This window comes from Enterobacter sp. 4974935 (assembly GCF_058661735.1).
Genome location: NZ_JBZWGT010000003.1, coordinates 974,322 through 992,790, shown reverse-complemented (window position 1 = coordinate 992,790; position 18,469 = coordinate 974,322). Strand labels below are relative to the sequence as shown.

Genomic DNA, 18,469 nt, shown 5'->3' with positions numbered 1-18,469 from the left:
CCTCTTATTGGTGTTCTAATGCCGCCCGTAAAAACCCGTGATGGGCTTCGAGTCTGGCTCTGGCCGCGGCTGCATCCAGCCCGGTTAATATCATCAGAATGGCGGGTTTTACATCGTGATCGGTCTGCTGAAGCACCTTTTCCGCCTCTTCACGACTGGCGCCTGTCGCTTCCATCACCATGCGACACGCTCTGTCCACCAGCTTGATGTTAGTGGCCTGCATATCCACCATCAGGTTTTGGTAGACCTTGCCAAATTTCACCATCGCGCCGGTGGAGATCATATTGAGCACCAGCTTCTGCGCGGTACCCGACTTCAGCCGTGTGGAGCCGGTGAGCGCTTCCGGCCCGACGACCGGAGAGATGGCAATGGCGGCCACCTGCGCAATCGGCGAGCCCGGGTTACAGGAGATGGCCACTGTGGTGCACCCGGTCTGTCTGGCATATTCCAGTCCACCAATGACGTACGGCGTACGACCAGAAGCCGCCAGCCCGACCACCAGATCCTGCGCGGTCAGGTTTAGCGCCCTGAGATCGTCTTCCCCAAGCTGTTTATTGTCTTCTGCCCCTTCTACCGCTTTCAGCAGCGCGCCGGGGCCACCGGCAATCAGGCCAACGACCAGCCCGTGCGGAACGCCAAAAGTCGGCGGACATTCTGAGGCATCCAGCACCCCGAGGCGCCCGCTGGTTCCCGCTCCCATATAAATAATGCGTCCTCCTGCTTTGAGAGCGTCGGCAGCGGCGTCTACGGCTTTTGCTACCTCAGGCAATGTCTCTTTGACTGCCAGCGCGACGAGGGTATCCTGTTGATTAAAGCGGTTTACCAGCTCCAGCGTGGACAGTGCATCAAGATCCATGGTTTGCGGGTTACGCGTTTCAGAAACAAGAGAGCCAAGATTCATGTTATTTACCTCTGGAATTTTTAATTCATAATAAACGCACTATAATGGAATATAAAATTCATTCAGGCGAGCAAAATTCGTATTTGCGCGGGTAATCACATTTTCGCCAGGAGACCGTATGAACTGTTTAATTCGTATTCGTCAGCGCTACGCAGGGTTTGCCCAGAGTGATAAAAAGCTGGCGGATTTTTTACTTTCTCAGCCCGATCGCGCGCGACACCTCAGCTCCCAGCAGCTGGCAGGCGAAGCCGGGGTAAGCCAGTCGAGCGTGGTGAAATTCGCCCAGAAAATAGGCTATAAGGGCTTTCCGGCGCTAAAGCTGGCGATCAGTGAAGCACTGGTGAGCAACCCGAATCCGCAGTCAATGCCGGTGCATAACCAGATCCGTGGCGACGATCCGATGCGTCTGGTGGGCGAAAAGCTGATCAAGGAGAACGTGGCGGCAATGCATGCCACGCTGGATGTGAACACAGAAGAGAAGCTGCTGGAAAGCGTAGCCATGCTTCGCGACGCGCGGCGTATTGTGTTGACCGGGATCGGCGCCTCCGGACTGGTTGCGCGTAACTTTGGCTGGAAGCTGACAAAAATCGGCTATAACGCCATCGTTGAACAGGATATGCACGCGCTGCTGGCGACCGTGCAGGCCATGGATCCTGACGATTTACTGCTGGCCATCTCCTATTCCGGCGAGCGACGTGAAATTAATATGGCCACCGACGAAGCCCTGCGCGTAGGGGGAAAAATTCTGGCGATTACCGGATTTAGCCCGAATGCGCTCCAGCAACGGGCAACCCGCTGCCTGTATACCATTGCCGAGGAACAGGCCACTCGCAGCGCGGCGATTTCGTCGACGAGTGCGCAGATGATGCTGACGGACCTGCTGTTTATGGCGCTGGTTCAGCAGGATCTGGAGCGTGCGCCAGAACGTATTCGGCACAGCGAAGAGCTGGTAAAAAAACTGGTTTGAACAACGAATGAGCGTATAATGCCCGCCCTGTTTGTGATGTTTCTGAGAATTTCCTGATGGCGCTGTTAATCACCAAAAAATGCATCAACTGCGATATGTGCGAACCCGAATGCCCGAACCAGGCGATTTCGATGGGCGACAGCATTTATGAGATTAACAGCGACCGCTGCACCGAATGCATCGGCCACTATGAAACGCCGACCTGCCAGAAGGTGTGCCCAATTCCCAATACGATCTTAAAAGATCCGGCACACGTCGAGAATGAAGAACAGTTGTGGGATAAGTTTGTCCTGATGCACCATGCGGACAAAATTTAACTCTCAATAATCACCGTCGCACAGGCATAGTGGCGTTCATCTGCAAGCGTTACGTGCATGTGCGCCACGCCCAGCTTTTCCGCCAGCTTAAGCGCCTCGCCCCATAAACGCAGACGTGGCTTACCCAGCTCATCGTTAAACACTTCAAACTGGTTGAACGCCAGGCCGTTACGAATGCCCGTGCCGAACGCTTTCGCCGCCGCCTCTTTTACCGCGAAGCGCTTTGCCAGAAAGCGCACCGGCTGTTGATGCGCCTCCCAGATAGCCCATTCGTTATCGCTCAGCACGCGTCTTGCGAGGCGATCGCCGCTGCGGGCGATCACCGCTTCAATGCGGGCTATTTCGACGATGTCGGTGCCTAAGCCCAGAATAGCCATTACTGACGCGCTTCCAGCATCAGGCGCTTCATCTCGGACACCGCCTCTTTCAGGCCACTCATCACCGCACGACCAATAATGGCGTGGCCAATGTTCAGCTCATGCATTTCCGGCAGGGCAGCAATGGCTTTTACGTTGTGATAGGTCAGGCCGTGTCCGGCGTTCACCTTCAGTCCCAGGCTCGCGGCGTAGGTTGCCGCTTTGGCGATTCGCTCCAGCTCTTTCGCCTGCGCTGCGTCGTTTTCGGCATCGGCATAGCAGCCGGTGTGAATTTCAATATACGGCGCACCCACGTCGGCAGCGGCTTTAATCTGGGTGAAATCGGCGTCGATAAATAAAGATACCAGGATACCGGCATCCGCCAGGCGTTTGCAGGCATCGCGCATTTTGTCGAGCTGCCCGGCCACATCGAGACCGCCTTCGGTGGTCACTTCCTGACGCTTTTCCGGCACCAGGCAGCAGAAATGCGGTTTGGTCTCGCAGGCAATCGCCAGCATCTCTTCTGTCACCGCCATCTCCAGGTTCATGCGGGTATCCAGCGTCTGACGCAGGATGCGCACGTCGCGGTCAGTGATGTGGCGACGATCTTCACGCAAGTGGACGGTAATGCCGTCGGCGCCAGCCTGCTCAGCGATAAATGCCGCCTGAACCGGATCGGGATACGCGGTACCGCGTGCATTACGTAACGTGGCGATGTGATCGATATTGACGCCTAACAGTAATTCAGCCATGACAATCCTCGGTATTTTTGGTCATTTACCTTCTCCCTCTCCCTCCGGGAGAGGGCTGGGGTGAGGGGTAAAACATTAGCGTTTCGGCATAAACTGCCTGAATAATTCGCGGCTCTTTAAAGGTTTGCCCCCAAGATACGGCTTGAGCGCGATTCGGGTAAAGCGTTTTGCCGCACGCAGGGTGTCGGCGTCCGGGAACTCGCGTTCATACAGTGCTCTGAGCTGGCGCCCGGTAAAAGTGCTGTTATCGACGACGACACTGGCAATAAAGCCCTTTTCCTCACGATAGCGGTAGGTCATAGTGTCTTCTACCTCGTCCCCGCTCCCCGCACAGTGCAGAAAATCAACGCCGTAACCAAGGTGCCCGAGCAGCGCCAGTTCGAAACGACGCAGCACAGGCTCAGGGGTGCCGGTTGCGCCAGCAAGTGCCTGAATACAGTGCAGGTAATCAAAGAAAAGTTCAGAGAAGCGGGTCTCATGTTCAAGAACCCGTGAAATGAGTTCGTTGACATACAAACCGCTGTAGAGCGTGATACCAGAAAGAGGAAGCGCCAGGGAGACGGCTTCAGCACTGCGCAGGGTTTTGACTTCCCCTCGCCCGCCAAAGCGGACCAGCAGCGGGGTGAAAGGCTGCAAGGCACCTTTCAGATTAGAACGTCTGGAACGTGCGCCTTTGGCAACAAGGCGCACGCGACCGGACTCTTCCGTGAAGACGTCCAGCATCAGGCTGGTTTCGCTCCAGGGACGACTATGCAGGACAAAGGCGCGCTGCCATCCATCCATATGCTCGTCGTCTTAGGTTACTGATCTTCGCCGTAACCGAGGCTGCGCAGCGCACGCTCATCATCGGCCCAGCCAGATTTCACTTTCACCCACAGTTCCAGGTGAACCGGTGCTTCAAACATGTCCATCATGTCTTTACGGGCTTCGATTCCGATAGTTTTGATCTTGGCACCTTTATTGCCGATCACCATCTTCTTCTGCCCTTCTCGCTCAACGAGGATCAGACCGTTAATATCGTAGCCGCCACGCTCGTTGCTCTGGAAACGCTCGATCTCCACCGTCACAGAGTACGGCAGTTCAGCGCCCAGGAAACGCATCAGCTTCTCACGGATGATTTCAGACGCCATAAAACGCTGAGAGCGATCGGTGATGTAGTCTTCCGGGAAGTGATGAGTCGCTTCCGGCAGATGTTTACGCACGATGCCCGCGATGGTATCGACGTTCAGACCCGTTTCCGCAGACAGCGGGACGATGTCCAGGAAGTTCATCTGGCTGCCCAGCCATTGCAGATGCGGCAGCAGATCGGCTTTTTCCTGCACGTTGTCCACTTTATTGACCGCGAGGATCACCGGCGTTTTGCCGTCACGCAGCTTGTTCAGGACCATTTCGTCGTCCGGCGTCCAGCGGGTGCCTTCCACAACGAAAATCACCAGCTCTACATCGCCAATGGAGCTGCTCGCCGCCTTGTTCATCAGACGGTTGATGGCACGCTTCTCTTCCATGTGCAGGCCCGGGGTATCGACGTAGATCGCCTGATACGCGCCTTCAGTATGGATACCGACGATGCGGTGACGCGTGGTCTGCGCCTTACGTGAGGTAATGGAAATCTTCTGTCCAAGCAGATTATTCAACAGGGTGGATTTGCCAACGTTCGGACGTCCGACGATGGCAATAAATCCGCAATACGTTTTTTCTTCGCTCATTCCAGCTCCAGCATTTTTAACGCCTGTTCGGCGGCAGCCTGTTCAGCCTTACGACGGCTTGAACCCGTGCCGACCACCGGTTCACTCAGGCCACTGACCTGGCAATGGATGGTAAATTCCTGATCGTGCGCTTCGCCACGTACCTGCACCACCAGATAGGATGGCAGCGGGAGGTGACGACCCTGCAAATATTCTTGCAGACGCGTTTTCGGATCTTTTTGTTTATCGCCCGGGCTGATTTCGTCCAGACGGGTCTGATACCAGTTCAGGATCATCTTTTCTACGGTCTGGATATCGCTGTCCAGGAACACGCCACCGATTAAAGCCTCGACCGTATCGGCAAGAATGGATTCACGACGGAACCCACCACTTTTCAGCTCACCCGGCCCCAGACGCAGACACTCACCCAGCTCAAACTCGCGTGCGATTTCAGCGAGGGTGTTGCCGCGCACCAGCGTGGCACGCATGCGGCTCATATCACCTTCGTCCACACGCGGAAAACGATGATAAAGCGCATTTGCAATCACGAAACTTAAAATAGAGTCGCCTAAAAACTCGAGACGCTCATTATGTTTGCTGCTGGCACTGCGATGGGTTAATGCCTGTTGCAACAACTCCTGATGATGAAAAGTGTAGCCCAGCTTCCGTTGAAGCCGATTAATTACGATGGGGTTCATGCGATACCAATAAATGAATGCGTCAAAAATGCAGCACACGAAACCGACCTGAGAAAACCAACGCGGTTTCGTGTGCCGTGGCACCCTTGCAGGGCCAACCTTAAACTTCGGGGGAATATTCTATACGCAACGACAGGGGATGTCGTTAGTTCAAAGAGATTTATCGCTGAAATAATTCACGTAGCGGCGAATAAAAGCCGCTACGTGTTATTTTTGACGAAAATTAATGAATTCCGCCAATACGATTCAGGCGAACGCCGGTCGGCCACTCGCCTTCCTGCTTCTCGAAACTCATCCAGATAGCGGTTGCTTTACCGACCAGATTCGCTTCCGGCACAAAGCCCCAGTAACGGCTGTCCGCGGAGTTATCGCGGTTGTCACCCATCATGAAGTAGTGTCCCGGCGGCACAATCCAGGTCGCCAGCTGCTGGCCTGGCTGCTGGTAGTACATTGCTAGCTGGTCCTGTGCGATTGGCACGGTCAGAATGCGGTGAGTGACATCGCCCAGCGTCTCTTTGCGTTCAACCAGACGAATACCGTTCTCTTTGGTTTCACCTTTTGGCACCTGGAAGAATCCGCTGGTCGCTTCACCGCCATTACGGCGGGCGAAGGTCTGCACAAAATCACCTGGCTCAACGTTGGAGTAAGTGACTGGCAGCGCATTTTCACATGCAGTTCCAGAGCTACAGCCTGGCTGAATCCTCACTTCCTTCGCTATCGGATCGTAGGTTACTTTATCGCCCGGCAGACCTACCGCGCGTTTAATATAATCCAGCCGTGGATCTTCCGGATATTTAAACACCACGATGTCGCCACGTTTCGGATGACCCGTTTCGATCAGCGTTTTCTGGTAAATCGGATCTTTGATGCCATAGGCAAACTTCTCAACCAGAATGAAATCACCGATCAGCAGCGTTGGCATCATCGATCCTGACGGGATCTGGAACGGTTCATAGATAAATGAACGCACCACCAGCACAATCGCCAGCACCGGGAAGACCGATGCCCCTGTTTCCAGCCAGCCCGGTTTTGGGCCGACTTTTTTCAGGGTTTTCGCGTCCAGCGTATCGCCCGTGGCTGCCTGCGCGGCAGCCTGACGTTCACGGCGTTTTGGGGCGAAGATAAACTTATCCAGGCACCATAACAGACCTGTTACCAGGGTAGCGATGACCAGGATCAGGGCAAACATGTTCGCCATGCCAACTCCTTAAGGTTATTTACCGTTTCCGTCTTTACCAACATGAAGGATGGCAAGGAATGCTTCCTGCGGCAGCTCAACGTTACCGACCTGCTTCATACGCTTCTTACCTTCTTTCTGCTTCTGCAACAGCTTTTTCTTACGGCTGACGTCGCCGCCGTAGCACTTAGCCAGAACGTTTTTACGCAGCTGCTTCACGGTTGAACGGGCAATGATGTGGTTACCAATGGCCGCCTGAATCGCAATGTCAAACTGCTGACGCGGGATCAGCTCTTTCATCTTCTCAACCAGCTCACGACCACGGTACGGTGCGTTATCGTTGTGGGTGATCAGCGCCAGGGCATCAACTCGCTCGCCGTTGATCAGCACGTCCACGCGAACCATGTTCGAGGCCTGGAAGCGTTTGAAGTTGTAGTCCAGTGACGCATAGCCACGGGAGGTAGACTTCAGACGGTCGAAGAAGTCGAGCACCACTTCCGCCATCGGAATTTCATAGGTCAGCGCCACCTGGTTACCGTGGTACACCATGTTGGTCTGCACGCCACGCTTCTCAATACACAGGGTGATCACGTTGCCGAGGAACTCCTGCGGCAGCAGCATGTGACACTCTGCGATAGGCTCGCGCAATTCCTGAATATTATTCAGCGGCGGGAGCTTGGAAGGGCTGTCGACGTAGATCACCTCTTTCGACGTGGTTTCTACTTCGTAGACAACCGTCGGGGCGGTGGTGATCAGATCCAGATCGTATTCACGCTCCAGACGTTCCTGAATGATCTCCATGTGCAGCAGACCGAGGAAGCCACAGCGGAAGCCGAAGCCCAGCGCCGTTGAGCTTTCTGGCTCATAGAACAGGGAAGCATCGTTGAGGCTCAGCTTTCCGAGCGCATCGCGGAAGTTTTCGTAATCGTCGGAGCTGACCGGGAACAGACCCGCATAAACCTGCGGTTTCACCTTTTTGAAGCCTGGCAGCGCTTTATCTGCCGGGTTACGTGCGCCGGTCAGGGTATCGCCCACTGGCGCGCCGAGGATGTCTTTAATTGCACAGACCAGCCAACCCACTTCGCCGCATTTCAGTTCGGTACGGTCAACCTGTTTTGGCGTGAAGATGCCGAGGCGGTCAGCGTTGTAGACCTGCCCGGTGCTCATGACCTTGATTTTGTCGCCTTTACGCATGGTGCCGTTTTTAATACGCACCAGCGAGACAACGCCCAGGTAGTTATCAAACCAGGAGTCGATGATCAGCGCCTGGAGCGGCGCATCCGGGTCACCTTCCGGCGGCGGAATGTCACGCACCAGACGTTCCAGTACATCCGGAACACCTACGCCGGTTTTTGCCGAGCAGCGCACTGCATCGGTCGCATCGATACCGACGATGTCTTCAATTTCTTCCGCTACGCGCTCAGGATCGGCGGCTGGCAGGTCGATTTTATTCAGAACCGGCACCACTTCGAGATCCATTTCCATGGCGGTATAGCAGTTTGCCAGCGTCTGGGCCTCTACGCCCTGCCCGGCATCCACCACCAGCAGCGCGCCTTCGCAGGCCGCCAGCGAGCGTGACACTTCATAAGAGAAGTCAACGTGCCCTGGGGTGTCGATAAAGTTCAGCTGGTAGGTTTCACCATCGGAAGCCTTATAGTCGAGCGTCACGCTCTGGGCTTTAATGGTAATACCGCGTTCGCGTTCCAGGTCCATGGAGTCCAGAACCTGGGCTGCCATTTCACGATCAGACAGGCCACCGCAAATCTGGATAATACGGTCAGACAGCGTCGACTTACCGTGGTCAATGTGAGCAATGATCGAAAAGTTACGTATGTTCTTCATATAGTTAAATAATTATGCCTTACGAATTCCTGGAGGCCGCTGTTCTTAGCCTGACGTTTTTCAGTGCGAAAACGCAGCATTCTACACTACAACCTCGTCTGCTGGAAATGCACTTAGAGTCAGGTATAGCGCGAAGAGACGGCGTTTACTTTATTGCGATGTAAATAATAATAAAGCCCGGCAGATCACCGGGCCTCAGAAGAGAGCGTCTCAACACGAAGTTGGTCGGGTGCCAGTGCAACGCTGAGAATGACGGGCTGCCAGGCTTCCCGGGCGGTAAGCCTTGGGGAAACGCCTTTAGCAAGCCAGAACCCGCCCACACCGCCCAAGGCGGCACCGCACATGGCGGCCAAATCTGTGCCGAACAGCATCTGGAAAACCCCGCCCATCACGAAAAGTCCGGCGAGCGGAGAAAGGTAAACCAGTATGGCGGAAGTGAGCAGGCTGCCTTCAGCGATGCCGAGCTCCACTTTTTGCCCTGCCACCAGCGGCTGATCGCTCGACACAGCAATAGTGTGCGACGTTTGCGGCCCCAGCTTATTCAATACGCGGCTGCCGCAACCGGCTCGCGAAGCGCAGCTGCTGCATGATGCTTTAACGTCACAGCTGACAAGCGCTACGCCATCCTGCCAGGTTACGACCGTCGCCCACTCTTTAATCATTGCGCAGCCCTGAATTTAATGCTGTCTGAAATACGTTTTGCTGTTGGCGGCGGTAATTCACCAACAATGGTAATTTCCGCATTATCGCGTACCGTCGTGCTAACCGTCCGGCGACCGGTACGGAGCATCTGTTCGGAACTGTTCGCCGTAGCGCGATTGATATTCACCGAGAAGCTAAATAGCCCATCGGAATAGAGGCGCGACTCAACCGGTGTTTCGATAGTCGGCAGCTGGCGACGGCTGCTGGATACTTCGCTGAATCCTTGCGGGATCCAGGAAGGTACCCAGTTGAAATTGACAGAATCGCCGGCAGGTACGGAAAGCAAAGGCGGCAGGCTGGCTTTGGCCAGATTCTGCATACTGTTGCCAACCTGACCGTTCACGTCGAAGGAGATCACGCGGAACTGCTCCAGCGTTTCACCGTCGCGATCGAGAAGATCAACGCGCATCGGCAGCTTCGTCTCTGCGTCAATCCAGACGATATAGCTGTAACGTGTCCCATCCCGCGCGACTACGCGGATCACTTCGCACAACCTGTCGGCAATACGCGTTCGCCCCACCGAGATAAAATCATAGTAGGGGGCGAGACGTTTAAAATCGGTGTAAATGAGCGATGGCAGGGAATCAACGATGTAGTCACCATTGAGCGTAAACGGCTCAAGGCCTGGCTCGAAATAGCTGATTTCGTTCCCACGCTGGACCACTTCCCGACGCGGGCCATCCATCTGTAAAAGCTGGGCGAGCGGCTGATTATCAAGGCGGGCGTGGCGATAGCGTAACGATTCGACACCCTGCTTATTGATGCTAATAAATGCCAACTCGTAATTGAGTGACTGGCTGGCCAGATTCATTTGCTGCAACAACGCCCCGGATGAAACATCAGCCGAGGCGTTAGCAGAGAAGAACAGGCTACCCGCCATCAAAGACATGGCGAACCAAAGTTGCTTCATTACTGCGATTGCGTTCCTAAAGTTTGGTTTCCTGGCACCTGCACAGCAGCCTGCTGGGTTTGGGCCTGCTCAAACTGAAGCTGCTCGGAGTGCAGACGACGCTGCAACTCGTAATCCTGCAACATCGCATTAATGCGACGACGCTGCTCCTGTACCTGCTGTTGCTGTCCGCCGCTTGCGGAGACATCTGCCGGTACGCCCAGGCTAACCGGACTGGCTTTACCCATCATCGGCAGCGTATTGAACACTGGCGCTTCAGGCTGCTGACTGGCTTCAGACTGGGTATTATAGTGCTGGACCCCAACGATAACTGCAAGCGATACACACGCAGCGACTCCCATCTGGGTGAGCTGGCTGGCCCATGGACGCACCTTGTGCCAGAACGGCATTTTCTGCCACTGGTGAGGTGCAGGCTGCGCTTCAGGAATAAGCGGCGTGGTCTGATGAACAGGTTCGTTCTCAATGGCCGCCATAACGCGTGCTGAGATATCGAAATGGAGAACATCGCTGGTATCACCCCGCAGAGTGTCGCGGATAAGATGATAGTTCTCCCAGGTCTGTTGCATTTCGGGAGAATGAGACAACTCATCGAGCAGCTCACTATCCAGCATTTCACCATCCATTAAAGCGGAAAGTTTTTCTTTCTGCATGCCTAATACCTTTTCCAGTATCCCGCTATCGTCAACGCCTGATAAGCGGTTGAACTTTATTATCAATGGCTTCTCGCGCACGGAAAATTCGTGAACGAACCGTGCCGACCGGACAATCCATGATGGCGGCTATCTCTTCATAGCTTAGGCCATCCAGCTCCCGTAACGTAATTGCCATGCGTAAATCTTCCGGGAGCGACTCGATCGTGCGAAAAACGATTTGTCTCAGTTCTTCTGACAACATTAAGTTCTCAGGGTTCGAAATTTCTTTCAGCGCGCCGCCACTTTCGAAGTTTTCTGCATCGATAGCGTCAACATCACTTGAAGGCGGACGACGCCCCTGAGCAACCAAATAATTCTTAGCCGTATTGACTGCAATACGATACAGCCAGGTATAAAAAGCACTATCCCCCCGGAATGAATCCAGCGCGCGATAGGCCTTAATAAAAGACTCTTGTACCACATCAGGAACATCGCCTGACGGTACATAGCGGGAAACCAGACTCGCTACCTTATGCTGGTAGCGCACCACCAGTAGGTTAAAAGCTTTCTGATCTCCCTTCTGGACCCGTTCAACCAGGACCTGGTCCGTTAACTGCTCGCTCATCCGAGGTAATGTCTCCCCAAACCAAATTCCACGCGTTATCGAAACGCCACTCTAACAACATTGCACTTTGAGCAAGCACCGAATTAGAGCGTCTGTTCTTCAATAAGTTCCGTAACGCCTTTGTTTTTGTTCATCGCGCCGCAGACCGTTCATTTTCTCTCATTATAAGTCTGTTCACGATACGCACCCGCTTTCTGACAAGAATCATTAACTTTATCGTCAGAAGAGTAACGCAACACAGGCTTTATTTCACCACAAAATCTGAAGCTAACGATCTGCTTCGCAAAATAATTCCAGTCATTTAGCGATGATTTAACTTCCGGCCATCCGTTTAGTCATTGCAACACGCTTCAAAAAAAACGTGCGATAACTCGCATCACAATGCTATTCTGCCCAGACCATGTTTAGTAAATTAAACAAACATCATGAATACAACGCCTGAACTCCATTGTGATGTACTGATTATCGGCAGCGGTGCTGCTGGCCTTTCCCTCGCGCTGCGCCTGGCGGAATATCAGAACGTAATCGTGCTGAGTAAAGGGCCGATGAGCGAAGGTTCCACCTTCTATGCACAAGGCGGTATTGCCGCCGTGTTTGATGAAACGGACAGCATTGCCTCACACGTAGAAGACACTCTGATTGCCGGTGCCGGGATCGTGGATGAGCATGCCGCAGAGTTTGTCGCCAGCAATGCCCGCCACTGCGTGCAATGGCTTATCGACCAGGGCGTGCTGTTTGATACGCAGGTTCAGCCTAATGGTGAAGAGAGCTATCATCTGACCCGTGAAGGCGGGCACAGCCATCGCCGTATTCTGCACGCTGCTGATGCAACAGGAAAAGCGGTTGAAACCACATTGGTCAGCAAAGCCCTCAGCCATCCCAATATTCGGGTGCTGGAGCGCAGTAACGCCGTCGACCTGATTATTTCCGATAAAATTGGCCTGCCCGGCACGCGCCGTGTTGTCGGCGCATGGGTGTGGAATCGGAATAAAGAGAAGGTGGAAACCTGCCAGGCTAAAGCCGTTGTGCTGGCGACCGGCGGCGCCTCCAAGGTTTACCAGTACACGACTAACCCGGATATCGCCTCCGGAGACGGTATCGCCATGGCCTGGCGCGCAGGCTGCCGCGTAGCGAATATGGAGTTTAATCAGTTCCATCCTACCGCCCTGTTCCACCCGCAGGCACGTAACTTCCTGTTAACTGAAGCGTTGCGCGGCGAAGGCGCGTATCTCAAGCGACCGGACGGTTCCAGGTTTATGCCGGACTTCGACCCCCGAGGTGAACTTGCCCCGCGGGATATCGTGGCCCGCGCCATTGACCACGAGATGAAGCGGCTTGGCGTGGACTGTATGTATCTGGACATTAGCCATAAACCGGCAGACTTTATTCGCCAGCACTTCCCGATGATTTATGAAAAGCTGCGGAGTCTGGGTATCGATTTAACCCGCGATCCGGTGCCGATTGTGCCTGCCGCCCACTATACCTGTGGCGGGGTGATGGTTGACGATCATGGTCGTACCGACGTGGATGGTTTGTATGCGATCGGCGAGGTCAGCTACACCGGCCTGCATGGTGCGAATCGCATGGCATCAAACTCATTGCTGGAGTGTCTTGTGTATGGGTGGTCGGCTGCGGAAGATATAACCAAACGCATGCCCTATGCACGTCCAACAACGCACCTGCCAGCATGGGATGAAAGTCGGGTAGAGAACCCGGACGAACTGGTGGTTATCCAGCATAACTGGCACGAGCTGCGGCTTCTCATGTGGGATTATGTCGGGATTGTACGCACAACGAAGCGTCTGGAACGCGCGTTACGCCGCATCATGATGTTGCAGCAGGAAATTGATGAATATTACGCCAACTTCCGCGTTTCCAATAATCTGCTGGAGCTGCGCAACCTTGTGCAGGTTGCCGAGCTGATTGTACGCTGTGCGATGATGCGCAAAGAGAGTCGTGGCCTGCATTATACGCTGGACTATCCCGACCCGCTGGAAACGTCCGGCCCGTCGGTGTTGACGCCGCAGGTTCACATAAACAGATAAAAGGCCTGGGTCAGGGCAGTGTAATCTTCGGAATAACGCTGGTCTGGCCCGCGAATAACCATCCTGTCGGTAAAGCACTCCCCCTCTTTCGGCGAGAGCGCCAGCAACACGCGGTGCGGTAAGCGACCTTCCGTATCCGAAATATCGGTACGAAGACGCAAACTCCAGCCGATATCCCGAGCGATCTCAATGAAGGTGTTACCCGTGCTTTCGGGCAAGACCACGCAGAAAAATCCCTCTTCCGAGATGAGTTCCGCCGCGCTGGTCAGTAGCGCCTTGTGATCGAGCGAGCCGGTGTAACGTGCCTGCTCGCGTTCCGGCGTTCCACACTCCACACCTGGCGTGAAATACGGCGGATTGCTGACGATCAAATCGTAACGCGCAGTCTGCTCCGGTGCCCAGGTCAGGACATCGGCACATTCCACCCTGATCCGTTCTGCCCACGGAGAATCGGCAGCGTTTTCGCTTGCCTGCTGGGCCGCCTGAGGATCAAGCTCAACGGCGTCGATAGTGACGTGTTCTTCGGTACGCTGCGCCAGCATCAGCGCCTGAAGTCCGCTGCCCGTACCAATATCCAGAATGCGTTTTACACCTGCGACAGGGGCCCATGCACCCAGTAAAATACCGTCTGTACCGACTTTCATTGCACAACGATCGTGCGCCACAAAAAATTGTTTAAACGTAAAACCATCGCGGCGCAACTGCGCTTTGAGTTGAGACATGTCAGGGCAACCTTCTGTGTGAAACTGGAGTAGCATAGGGGAAAGCGAAGTGGTCGAAAAGCGATATCCATACAAACAGATGAAGATTACAGCCGTAACGTCTATAATCAGCGCCCCACACAGAGGTAGAACATGACTGTAACGACTTTTTCCGAACTTGAACTCGATGAAAGCCTGCTCAATGCTCTTGAGAGTAAAGGCTTTACACGCCCGACCGCCATTCAGGCCGCGGCCATTCCGCCTGCGCTTGAGGGCCGCGATGTGCTCGGTTCTGCGCCAACCGGCACGGGGAAGACAGCAGCCTACTTGCTGCCTGTGTTGCAGCATTTGCTCGATTTTCCGCGTAAAAAATCAGGGCCGCCGCGCATTTTGATCCTGACCCCGACCCGTGAACTGGCGATGCAGGTTGCCGAACACGCGCGTGAGCTGGCGGCGAACACCCATCTGGATATCGCGACCATCACCGGCGGCGTAGCGTATATGAACCACGCCGAAGTGTTCAGCGAAAACCAGGATATCGTTGTCGCGACGACAGGCCGTCTGCTGCAATACATAAAAGAAGAGAACTTCGACTGCCGGGCGGTGGAAACGCTGATTCTCGATGAAGCTGACCGCATGCTGGACATGGGCTTTGCCCAGGATATCGAACACATCGCGGGTGAAACGCGCTGGCGTAACCAGACAATGCTGTTCTCGGCAACCCTTGAAGGGGATGCCATTAAAGATTTCGCCGAACGTCTGCTGGAAGATCCGGTGGAAGTGTCCGCTACGCCATCGACGCGTGAGCGTAAGAAGATCCACCAGTGGTACTACCGCGCAGATAACCTTGAGCATAAGGTTGAGTTGCTGAAACATCTGCTGAAGCAGGAAGAAGCAACCCGTACCATCGTCTTCGTACGTAAACGCGAGCGCGTGCATGAGCTGGCAGAAATGCTGCGCAACGCTGGCATCAACAACTGCTATCTCGAAGGTGAAATGGCACAGGTTAAGCGTACCGAAGGGATTAAGCGCCTGACCGATGGTCGCGTGAATGTGCTGGTTGCAACCGACGTTGCCGCGCGCGGGATCGACATCCCGGACGTGAGCCATGTGATCAACTTTGATATGCCGCGCAGCGGTGATACTTACCTGCACCGTATTGGTCGTACCGGCCGTGCGGGCCGCAAAGGGATTGCTATTTCTCTGGTAGAAGCGCACGACCATCTGCTGCTCCAAAAAATTGGCCGCTACGTTGATGAGCCGCTAAAAGCTCGTGTGATTGACGAACTTCGTCCGACGACACGTGCGCCGAGTGAAAAAATGACGGGTAAACCGTCCAAGAAAGCGCTCGCGAAACGTGCTGAGAGAAAAGAGAAAGAAAAAGAGAAGCCGCGCGTGAAGCAGCGCCACCGCGATACCAAAAATATTGGTAAGCGCCGTAAGCCAAGTTCTGCTGCGCCAGAGACAAAAACTGAAGAGTAAAAAAAAGCCGGGACATTCCCGGCTTTTTTATTCCACCCCCGAAGCTGAAACCTTACAGGCTTTCAGTAAAGGTACGGGCGATAACGTCGCGCTGCTGTTCCGGAGTCAGAGAGTTGAAACGCACCGCATAGCCAGACACACGGATGGTCAGCTGCGGGTATTTTTCTGGGTTCTCAACAGCATCCATCAGCGTTTCACGACGCAGGACGTTAACGTTCAGGTGCTGACCACCTTCCACGCGCACTTCTGGTTGCACTTGCATTGGAATTTCACGGTATTCAATTTCGCCCAGTTTGCTCACCGGAACGATTTCGTCTTCCGCAAAACCTGCTTTCGCTACTACACAGCGCGCTTCGTTTTTCTCGCTGTCCAGCAGCCAGAAAGAGTTCAGCAGATCGTCATTTGCAGCTTTAGTAATCTGGATACCTGTAATCATGTGTTGCCTCCCTTAGGCTACATTAACTGATGCTGGCCTTTTGCGGCCAATTGGTAAAACCATTGTTTGTTGTGTGTATATATAACATTCAGACCCGGGTGATTTATTGATTTAAATCAACAAAATCACTAACCACATAAAGAGTGTGGTCTGAATTTTTTGTTTTAGATCAATTTTAATGATTTACCAATTCAACTTACCCTGCCTGGTTTTCAACATAAATTGAGACACTTAGCCGCTTTTCCGCGGGTAATTTTGCTCACCAGGCATTAGCAGGTAAGCTAGGCAGAGAATGAAATTCGCAGGAGAGCGAGATGACAACACCTTTAACCTGGCATGACGTGCTGGCAGAAGAGAAGCAGCAGCCCTATTTTATTAATACCCTCAGTACCGTTGCGGCTGAACGGCAGGCCGGCCAGACAATTTATCCACCGCAGAAAGATGTATTTAACGCCTTTCGCTACACCGAACTGAGCGACGTGAAGGTGGTTATACTGGGGCAGGATCCGTACCATGGTCCCGGGCAGGCTCACGGACTGGCATTTTCCGTGCGTCCGGGCGTGGCCATTCCCCCTTCTCTGCTGAATATGTATAAAGAGCTGGAAGGAACGATTCCGGGTTTCACCCGCCCTAATCACGGTTATCTGGAAAGCTGGGCGCGCCAGGGCGTGCTATTGCTGAATACCGTATTAACCGTCCGGGCGGGTCAGGCACACTCCCACGCCAGTCTGGGATGGGAAACCTTTACCGATAAGGTTATCAGCCTGATCAATGAGCATCGTGAAGGCGTCGTGTTTTTACTCTGGGGTTCACATGCCCAAAAGAAAGGGGCGATTATCGATCGTCAGCGTCATCACGTACTGAAGGCACCGCACCCGTCGCCGCTGTCTGCGCATCGCGGTTTCTTTGGCAGTAACCATTTTGTTCTGACGAATGAGTGGCTGGAAAAGCGTGGCGAAAAGCCGATTGACTGGATGCCTGTGTTACCGGCAGAGAGTGAGTAGGGTTTGAATGTGCCGGGTCAGGCCCGGCACATAAAAGGCTTATGCTTTGTTCTGACGCCACCATTCGGCCAGCAGCACGCCGGTCGCAACGGATACGTTCAGGCTTTCAACGTTGCCAGTGCCGTCGATAGAAACGCTCATGTCAGCGCTGGAGAGTGCCGCATCAGACAGACCATCGCGCTCCTGACCTAACACCAGCACCATTTTGCGCGGCAACGTCGCTTTAAACAGCGGCGTAGCGGCACGGCTTGAGGTGGTGACAATGGTGTAGCCCGCGTTACGGAATTGCTCAAGGGCCTCCAGCACGCTGTCGCCGGTGATCGGCTGAACATGCTCAGCACCGCCTTCCGCGGTACGGATTGCCGCACCGGATTCCAGCAGCGCGGCATCCTGCAACAGAACGCCTTTCACGCCAAAGTGCGCGCAGCTACGCATCATAGCGCCCAGGTTATGCGGGTTACCCACATCTTCCAGCGCCAGCACACAGTCATCGGCATCCGCCTGGCTGACCCACTGCTGCACGGTGGTGCCGTTACGTTTTTTGATCAGGAAGCAGACGCCGCCGTGGTGTTCAGTCCCGGACGCTTTTGTCAGCTCGGCATCGTCAACCACGTGGTAGGCTTTACGGTTCGCCGCCATCCAGCGCAGCGCTTCTTTAAAGCGCGGGGTCACGCTCTGGATAAACCATGCGCGAACGATACACTCCGGGCGGCTCTGGAACAGGGCCTGACAGGCGTTCTCGCCATATACACGGGTTTCTTCCGCACGCTGACGACGCAGCACTTCCGGATCGATAAAGCTTTTTCCGCTGATACCGCCGTGATCGGCTTTTTCGGTCGCCTCTTCACCGGGCGCGCGCGAAACGGTACGCCATGGCGATCCACCGTCGCGGACAAAATCATCGCGTTTGCGATCGTCACGCTTACGGTCATCACGTTTGCGGTCATCGCCGCGGTTATTTCTGTCATCGCGGGCGGGGCGACGGCCACCGTCTGCACGAGAAGACGCCGGACGCCCGCCACCTTTTCCGGTACGCGGATTTTGGGTGCGTTTATCAGAGTCATCATCACTGCGGACATACATCACTTTGACCTTGCCGCTTTTGTTTTTCATTTCGTCGTTCATGCTTTTCTCCACCAGCGCTGCGCGAAGCGCGCAGATTACCCGATGTGCAAGCTCATAGCCATAATTTCGTACAAAAGCCTGTGACTATTGTTCCCATTGAATAAAACGCGTT

General features: G+C 54.3%; 20 protein-coding genes. 5 read left to right on the top strand and 15 right to left on the bottom strand.

The window, feature by feature from the left end; translation table 11 throughout:
- Positions 1-4 precede the first annotated feature (4 nt).
- Positions 5-901 carry an N-acetylmuramic acid 6-phosphate etherase gene (murQ, locus tag AC4OVS_RS06010; RefSeq protein ID WP_023306721.1) on the bottom strand — a complete coding sequence of 299 codons (897 nt, stop codon included), beginning with the start codon at positions 899-901 and terminating at the stop codon, positions 5-7.
- A gap of 118 nt (positions 902-1,019) precedes the next feature.
- Here murQ and AC4OVS_RS06005 point away from each other — a divergent pair, with 118 nt between their 5' ends.
- Both AC4OVS_RS06005 and AC4OVS_RS06000 read left to right on the top strand, forming a co-directional pair.
- Positions 1,020-1,868, top strand: a complete 849-nt coding sequence (locus AC4OVS_RS06005; RefSeq protein WP_023300733.1) for a MurR/RpiR family transcriptional regulator — start codon at positions 1,020-1,022, stop codon at positions 1,866-1,868.
- A 56-nt stretch (positions 1,869-1,924) separates the two neighbouring features.
- Complete coding sequence (locus AC4OVS_RS06000) at positions 1,925-2,185, top strand: YfhL family 4Fe-4S dicluster ferredoxin (protein WP_023300734.1); 261 nt, start codon at positions 1,925-1,927, stop codon at positions 2,183-2,185.
- Here the strand turns inward: AC4OVS_RS06000 and acpS are convergent.
- The 11 genes from acpS to rpoE form a co-directional block, all read right to left on the bottom strand.
- Positions 2,182-2,562 carry a holo-ACP synthase gene (gene acpS / locus AC4OVS_RS05995; RefSeq protein WP_015572144.1) on the bottom strand — a complete coding sequence of 127 codons (381 nt, stop codon included), beginning with the start codon at positions 2,560-2,562 and terminating at the stop codon, positions 2,182-2,184. The two genes, AC4OVS_RS06000 and acpS, sit on opposite strands and share 4 nt — an antisense overlap.
- The gene (pdxJ, locus tag AC4OVS_RS05990) at positions 2,562-3,293 is read right to left on the bottom strand and encodes a pyridoxine 5'-phosphate synthase (protein WP_015572143.1); all 732 of its coding nucleotides are present in this window, start codon (positions 3,291-3,293) and stop codon (positions 2,562-2,564) included. The genes acpS and pdxJ overlap by 1 nt, the downstream gene beginning before the upstream one ends.
- 75 nt (positions 3,294-3,368) lie before the next feature.
- Positions 3,369-4,076, bottom strand: a complete 708-nt coding sequence (recO, locus tag AC4OVS_RS05985) for a DNA repair protein RecO (RefSeq protein WP_015572142.1) — start codon at positions 4,074-4,076, stop codon at positions 3,369-3,371.
- 17 nt (positions 4,077-4,093) lie between these two features.
- Positions 4,094-4,999, bottom strand: a complete 906-nt coding sequence (era, locus tag AC4OVS_RS05980) for a GTPase Era (RefSeq protein WP_022649038.1) — start codon at positions 4,997-4,999, stop codon at positions 4,094-4,096.
- Positions 4,996-5,676 carry a ribonuclease III gene (rnc, locus tag AC4OVS_RS05975; RefSeq protein ID WP_023300736.1) on the bottom strand — a complete coding sequence of 227 codons (681 nt, stop codon included), beginning with the start codon at positions 5,674-5,676 and terminating at the stop codon, positions 4,996-4,998. The genes era and rnc overlap by 4 nt, the downstream gene beginning before the upstream one ends.
- A 223-nt stretch (positions 5,677-5,899) precedes the next feature.
- Positions 5,900-6,874 carry a signal peptidase I gene (gene lepB / locus AC4OVS_RS05970; protein ID WP_022649040.1) on the bottom strand — a complete coding sequence of 325 codons (975 nt, stop codon included), beginning with the start codon at positions 6,872-6,874 and terminating at the stop codon, positions 5,900-5,902.
- A gap of 15 nt (positions 6,875-6,889) precedes the next feature.
- The gene (lepA, locus tag AC4OVS_RS05965; RefSeq protein WP_022649041.1) at positions 6,890-8,695 is read right to left on the bottom strand and encodes a translation elongation factor 4; all 1,806 of its coding nucleotides are present in this window, start codon (positions 8,693-8,695) and stop codon (positions 6,890-6,892) included.
- A 185-nt stretch (positions 8,696-8,880) separates the two neighbouring features.
- Complete coding sequence (rseC, locus tag AC4OVS_RS05960) at positions 8,881-9,357, bottom strand: SoxR-reducing system protein RseC (RefSeq protein ID WP_491922255.1); 477 nt, start codon at positions 9,355-9,357, stop codon at positions 8,881-8,883.
- Positions 9,354-10,307, bottom strand: a complete 954-nt coding sequence (gene rseB, locus AC4OVS_RS05955; RefSeq protein ID WP_022649043.1) for a sigma-E factor regulatory protein RseB — start codon at positions 10,305-10,307, stop codon at positions 9,354-9,356. Before rseB ends, rseC begins: the two co-directional genes overlap by 4 nt.
- Positions 10,307-10,957: an anti-sigma-E factor RseA gene (gene rseA, locus AC4OVS_RS05950; RefSeq protein WP_048966848.1), complete on the bottom strand. Its 651-nt coding sequence runs from the start codon at positions 10,955-10,957 to the stop codon at positions 10,307-10,309. Before rseA ends, rseB begins: the two co-directional genes overlap by 1 nt.
- Before the next feature lie 31 nt (positions 10,958-10,988).
- Complete coding sequence (gene rpoE, locus AC4OVS_RS05945) at positions 10,989-11,564, bottom strand: RNA polymerase sigma factor RpoE (RefSeq protein WP_006176728.1); 576 nt, start codon at positions 11,562-11,564, stop codon at positions 10,989-10,991.
- A 425-nt stretch (positions 11,565-11,989) separates the two neighbouring features.
- Between rpoE and nadB the strand changes: the two genes are divergently transcribed.
- Positions 11,990-13,609, top strand: coding sequence for an L-aspartate oxidase (nadB, locus tag AC4OVS_RS05940; protein WP_048966849.1), 1,620 nt, complete (start codon positions 11,990-11,992; stop codon positions 13,607-13,609).
- Here nadB and trmN read toward each other — a convergent pair.
- Complete coding sequence (gene trmN / locus AC4OVS_RS05935; protein WP_023306727.1) at positions 13,594-14,331, bottom strand: tRNA(1)(Val) (adenine(37)-N(6))-methyltransferase TrmN; 738 nt, start codon at positions 14,329-14,331, stop codon at positions 13,594-13,596. The two genes, nadB and trmN, sit on opposite strands and share 16 nt — an antisense overlap.
- A 132-nt stretch (positions 14,332-14,463) precedes the next feature.
- On the opposite strand from trmN, the gene srmB reads away from it, so the two are divergent.
- Positions 14,464-15,792 (top strand): ATP-dependent RNA helicase SrmB, encoded by a 1,329-nt coding sequence (gene srmB / locus AC4OVS_RS05930; protein WP_022649047.1) that lies wholly within the window; start codon positions 14,464-14,466, stop codon positions 15,790-15,792.
- A gap of 52 nt (positions 15,793-15,844) precedes the next feature.
- Here srmB and grcA read toward each other — a convergent pair whose 3' ends face one another.
- Complete coding sequence (gene grcA / locus AC4OVS_RS05925) at positions 15,845-16,228, bottom strand: autonomous glycyl radical cofactor GrcA (RefSeq protein WP_022649048.1); 384 nt, start codon at positions 16,226-16,228, stop codon at positions 15,845-15,847.
- A 314-nt stretch (positions 16,229-16,542) separates the two neighbouring features.
- On the opposite strand from grcA, the gene ung reads away from it, so the two are divergent.
- Positions 16,543-17,232, top strand: coding sequence for a uracil-DNA glycosylase (gene ung, locus AC4OVS_RS05920; RefSeq protein WP_003860729.1), 690 nt, complete (start codon positions 16,543-16,545; stop codon positions 17,230-17,232).
- A gap of 39 nt (positions 17,233-17,271) precedes the next feature.
- Here the strand turns inward: ung and AC4OVS_RS05915 are convergent, their stop codons facing one another.
- Complete coding sequence (locus AC4OVS_RS05915; protein WP_023300740.1) at positions 17,272-18,357, bottom strand: tRNA/rRNA methyltransferase; 1,086 nt, start codon at positions 18,355-18,357, stop codon at positions 17,272-17,274.
- Positions 18,358-18,469: the final 112 nt, after the last annotated feature.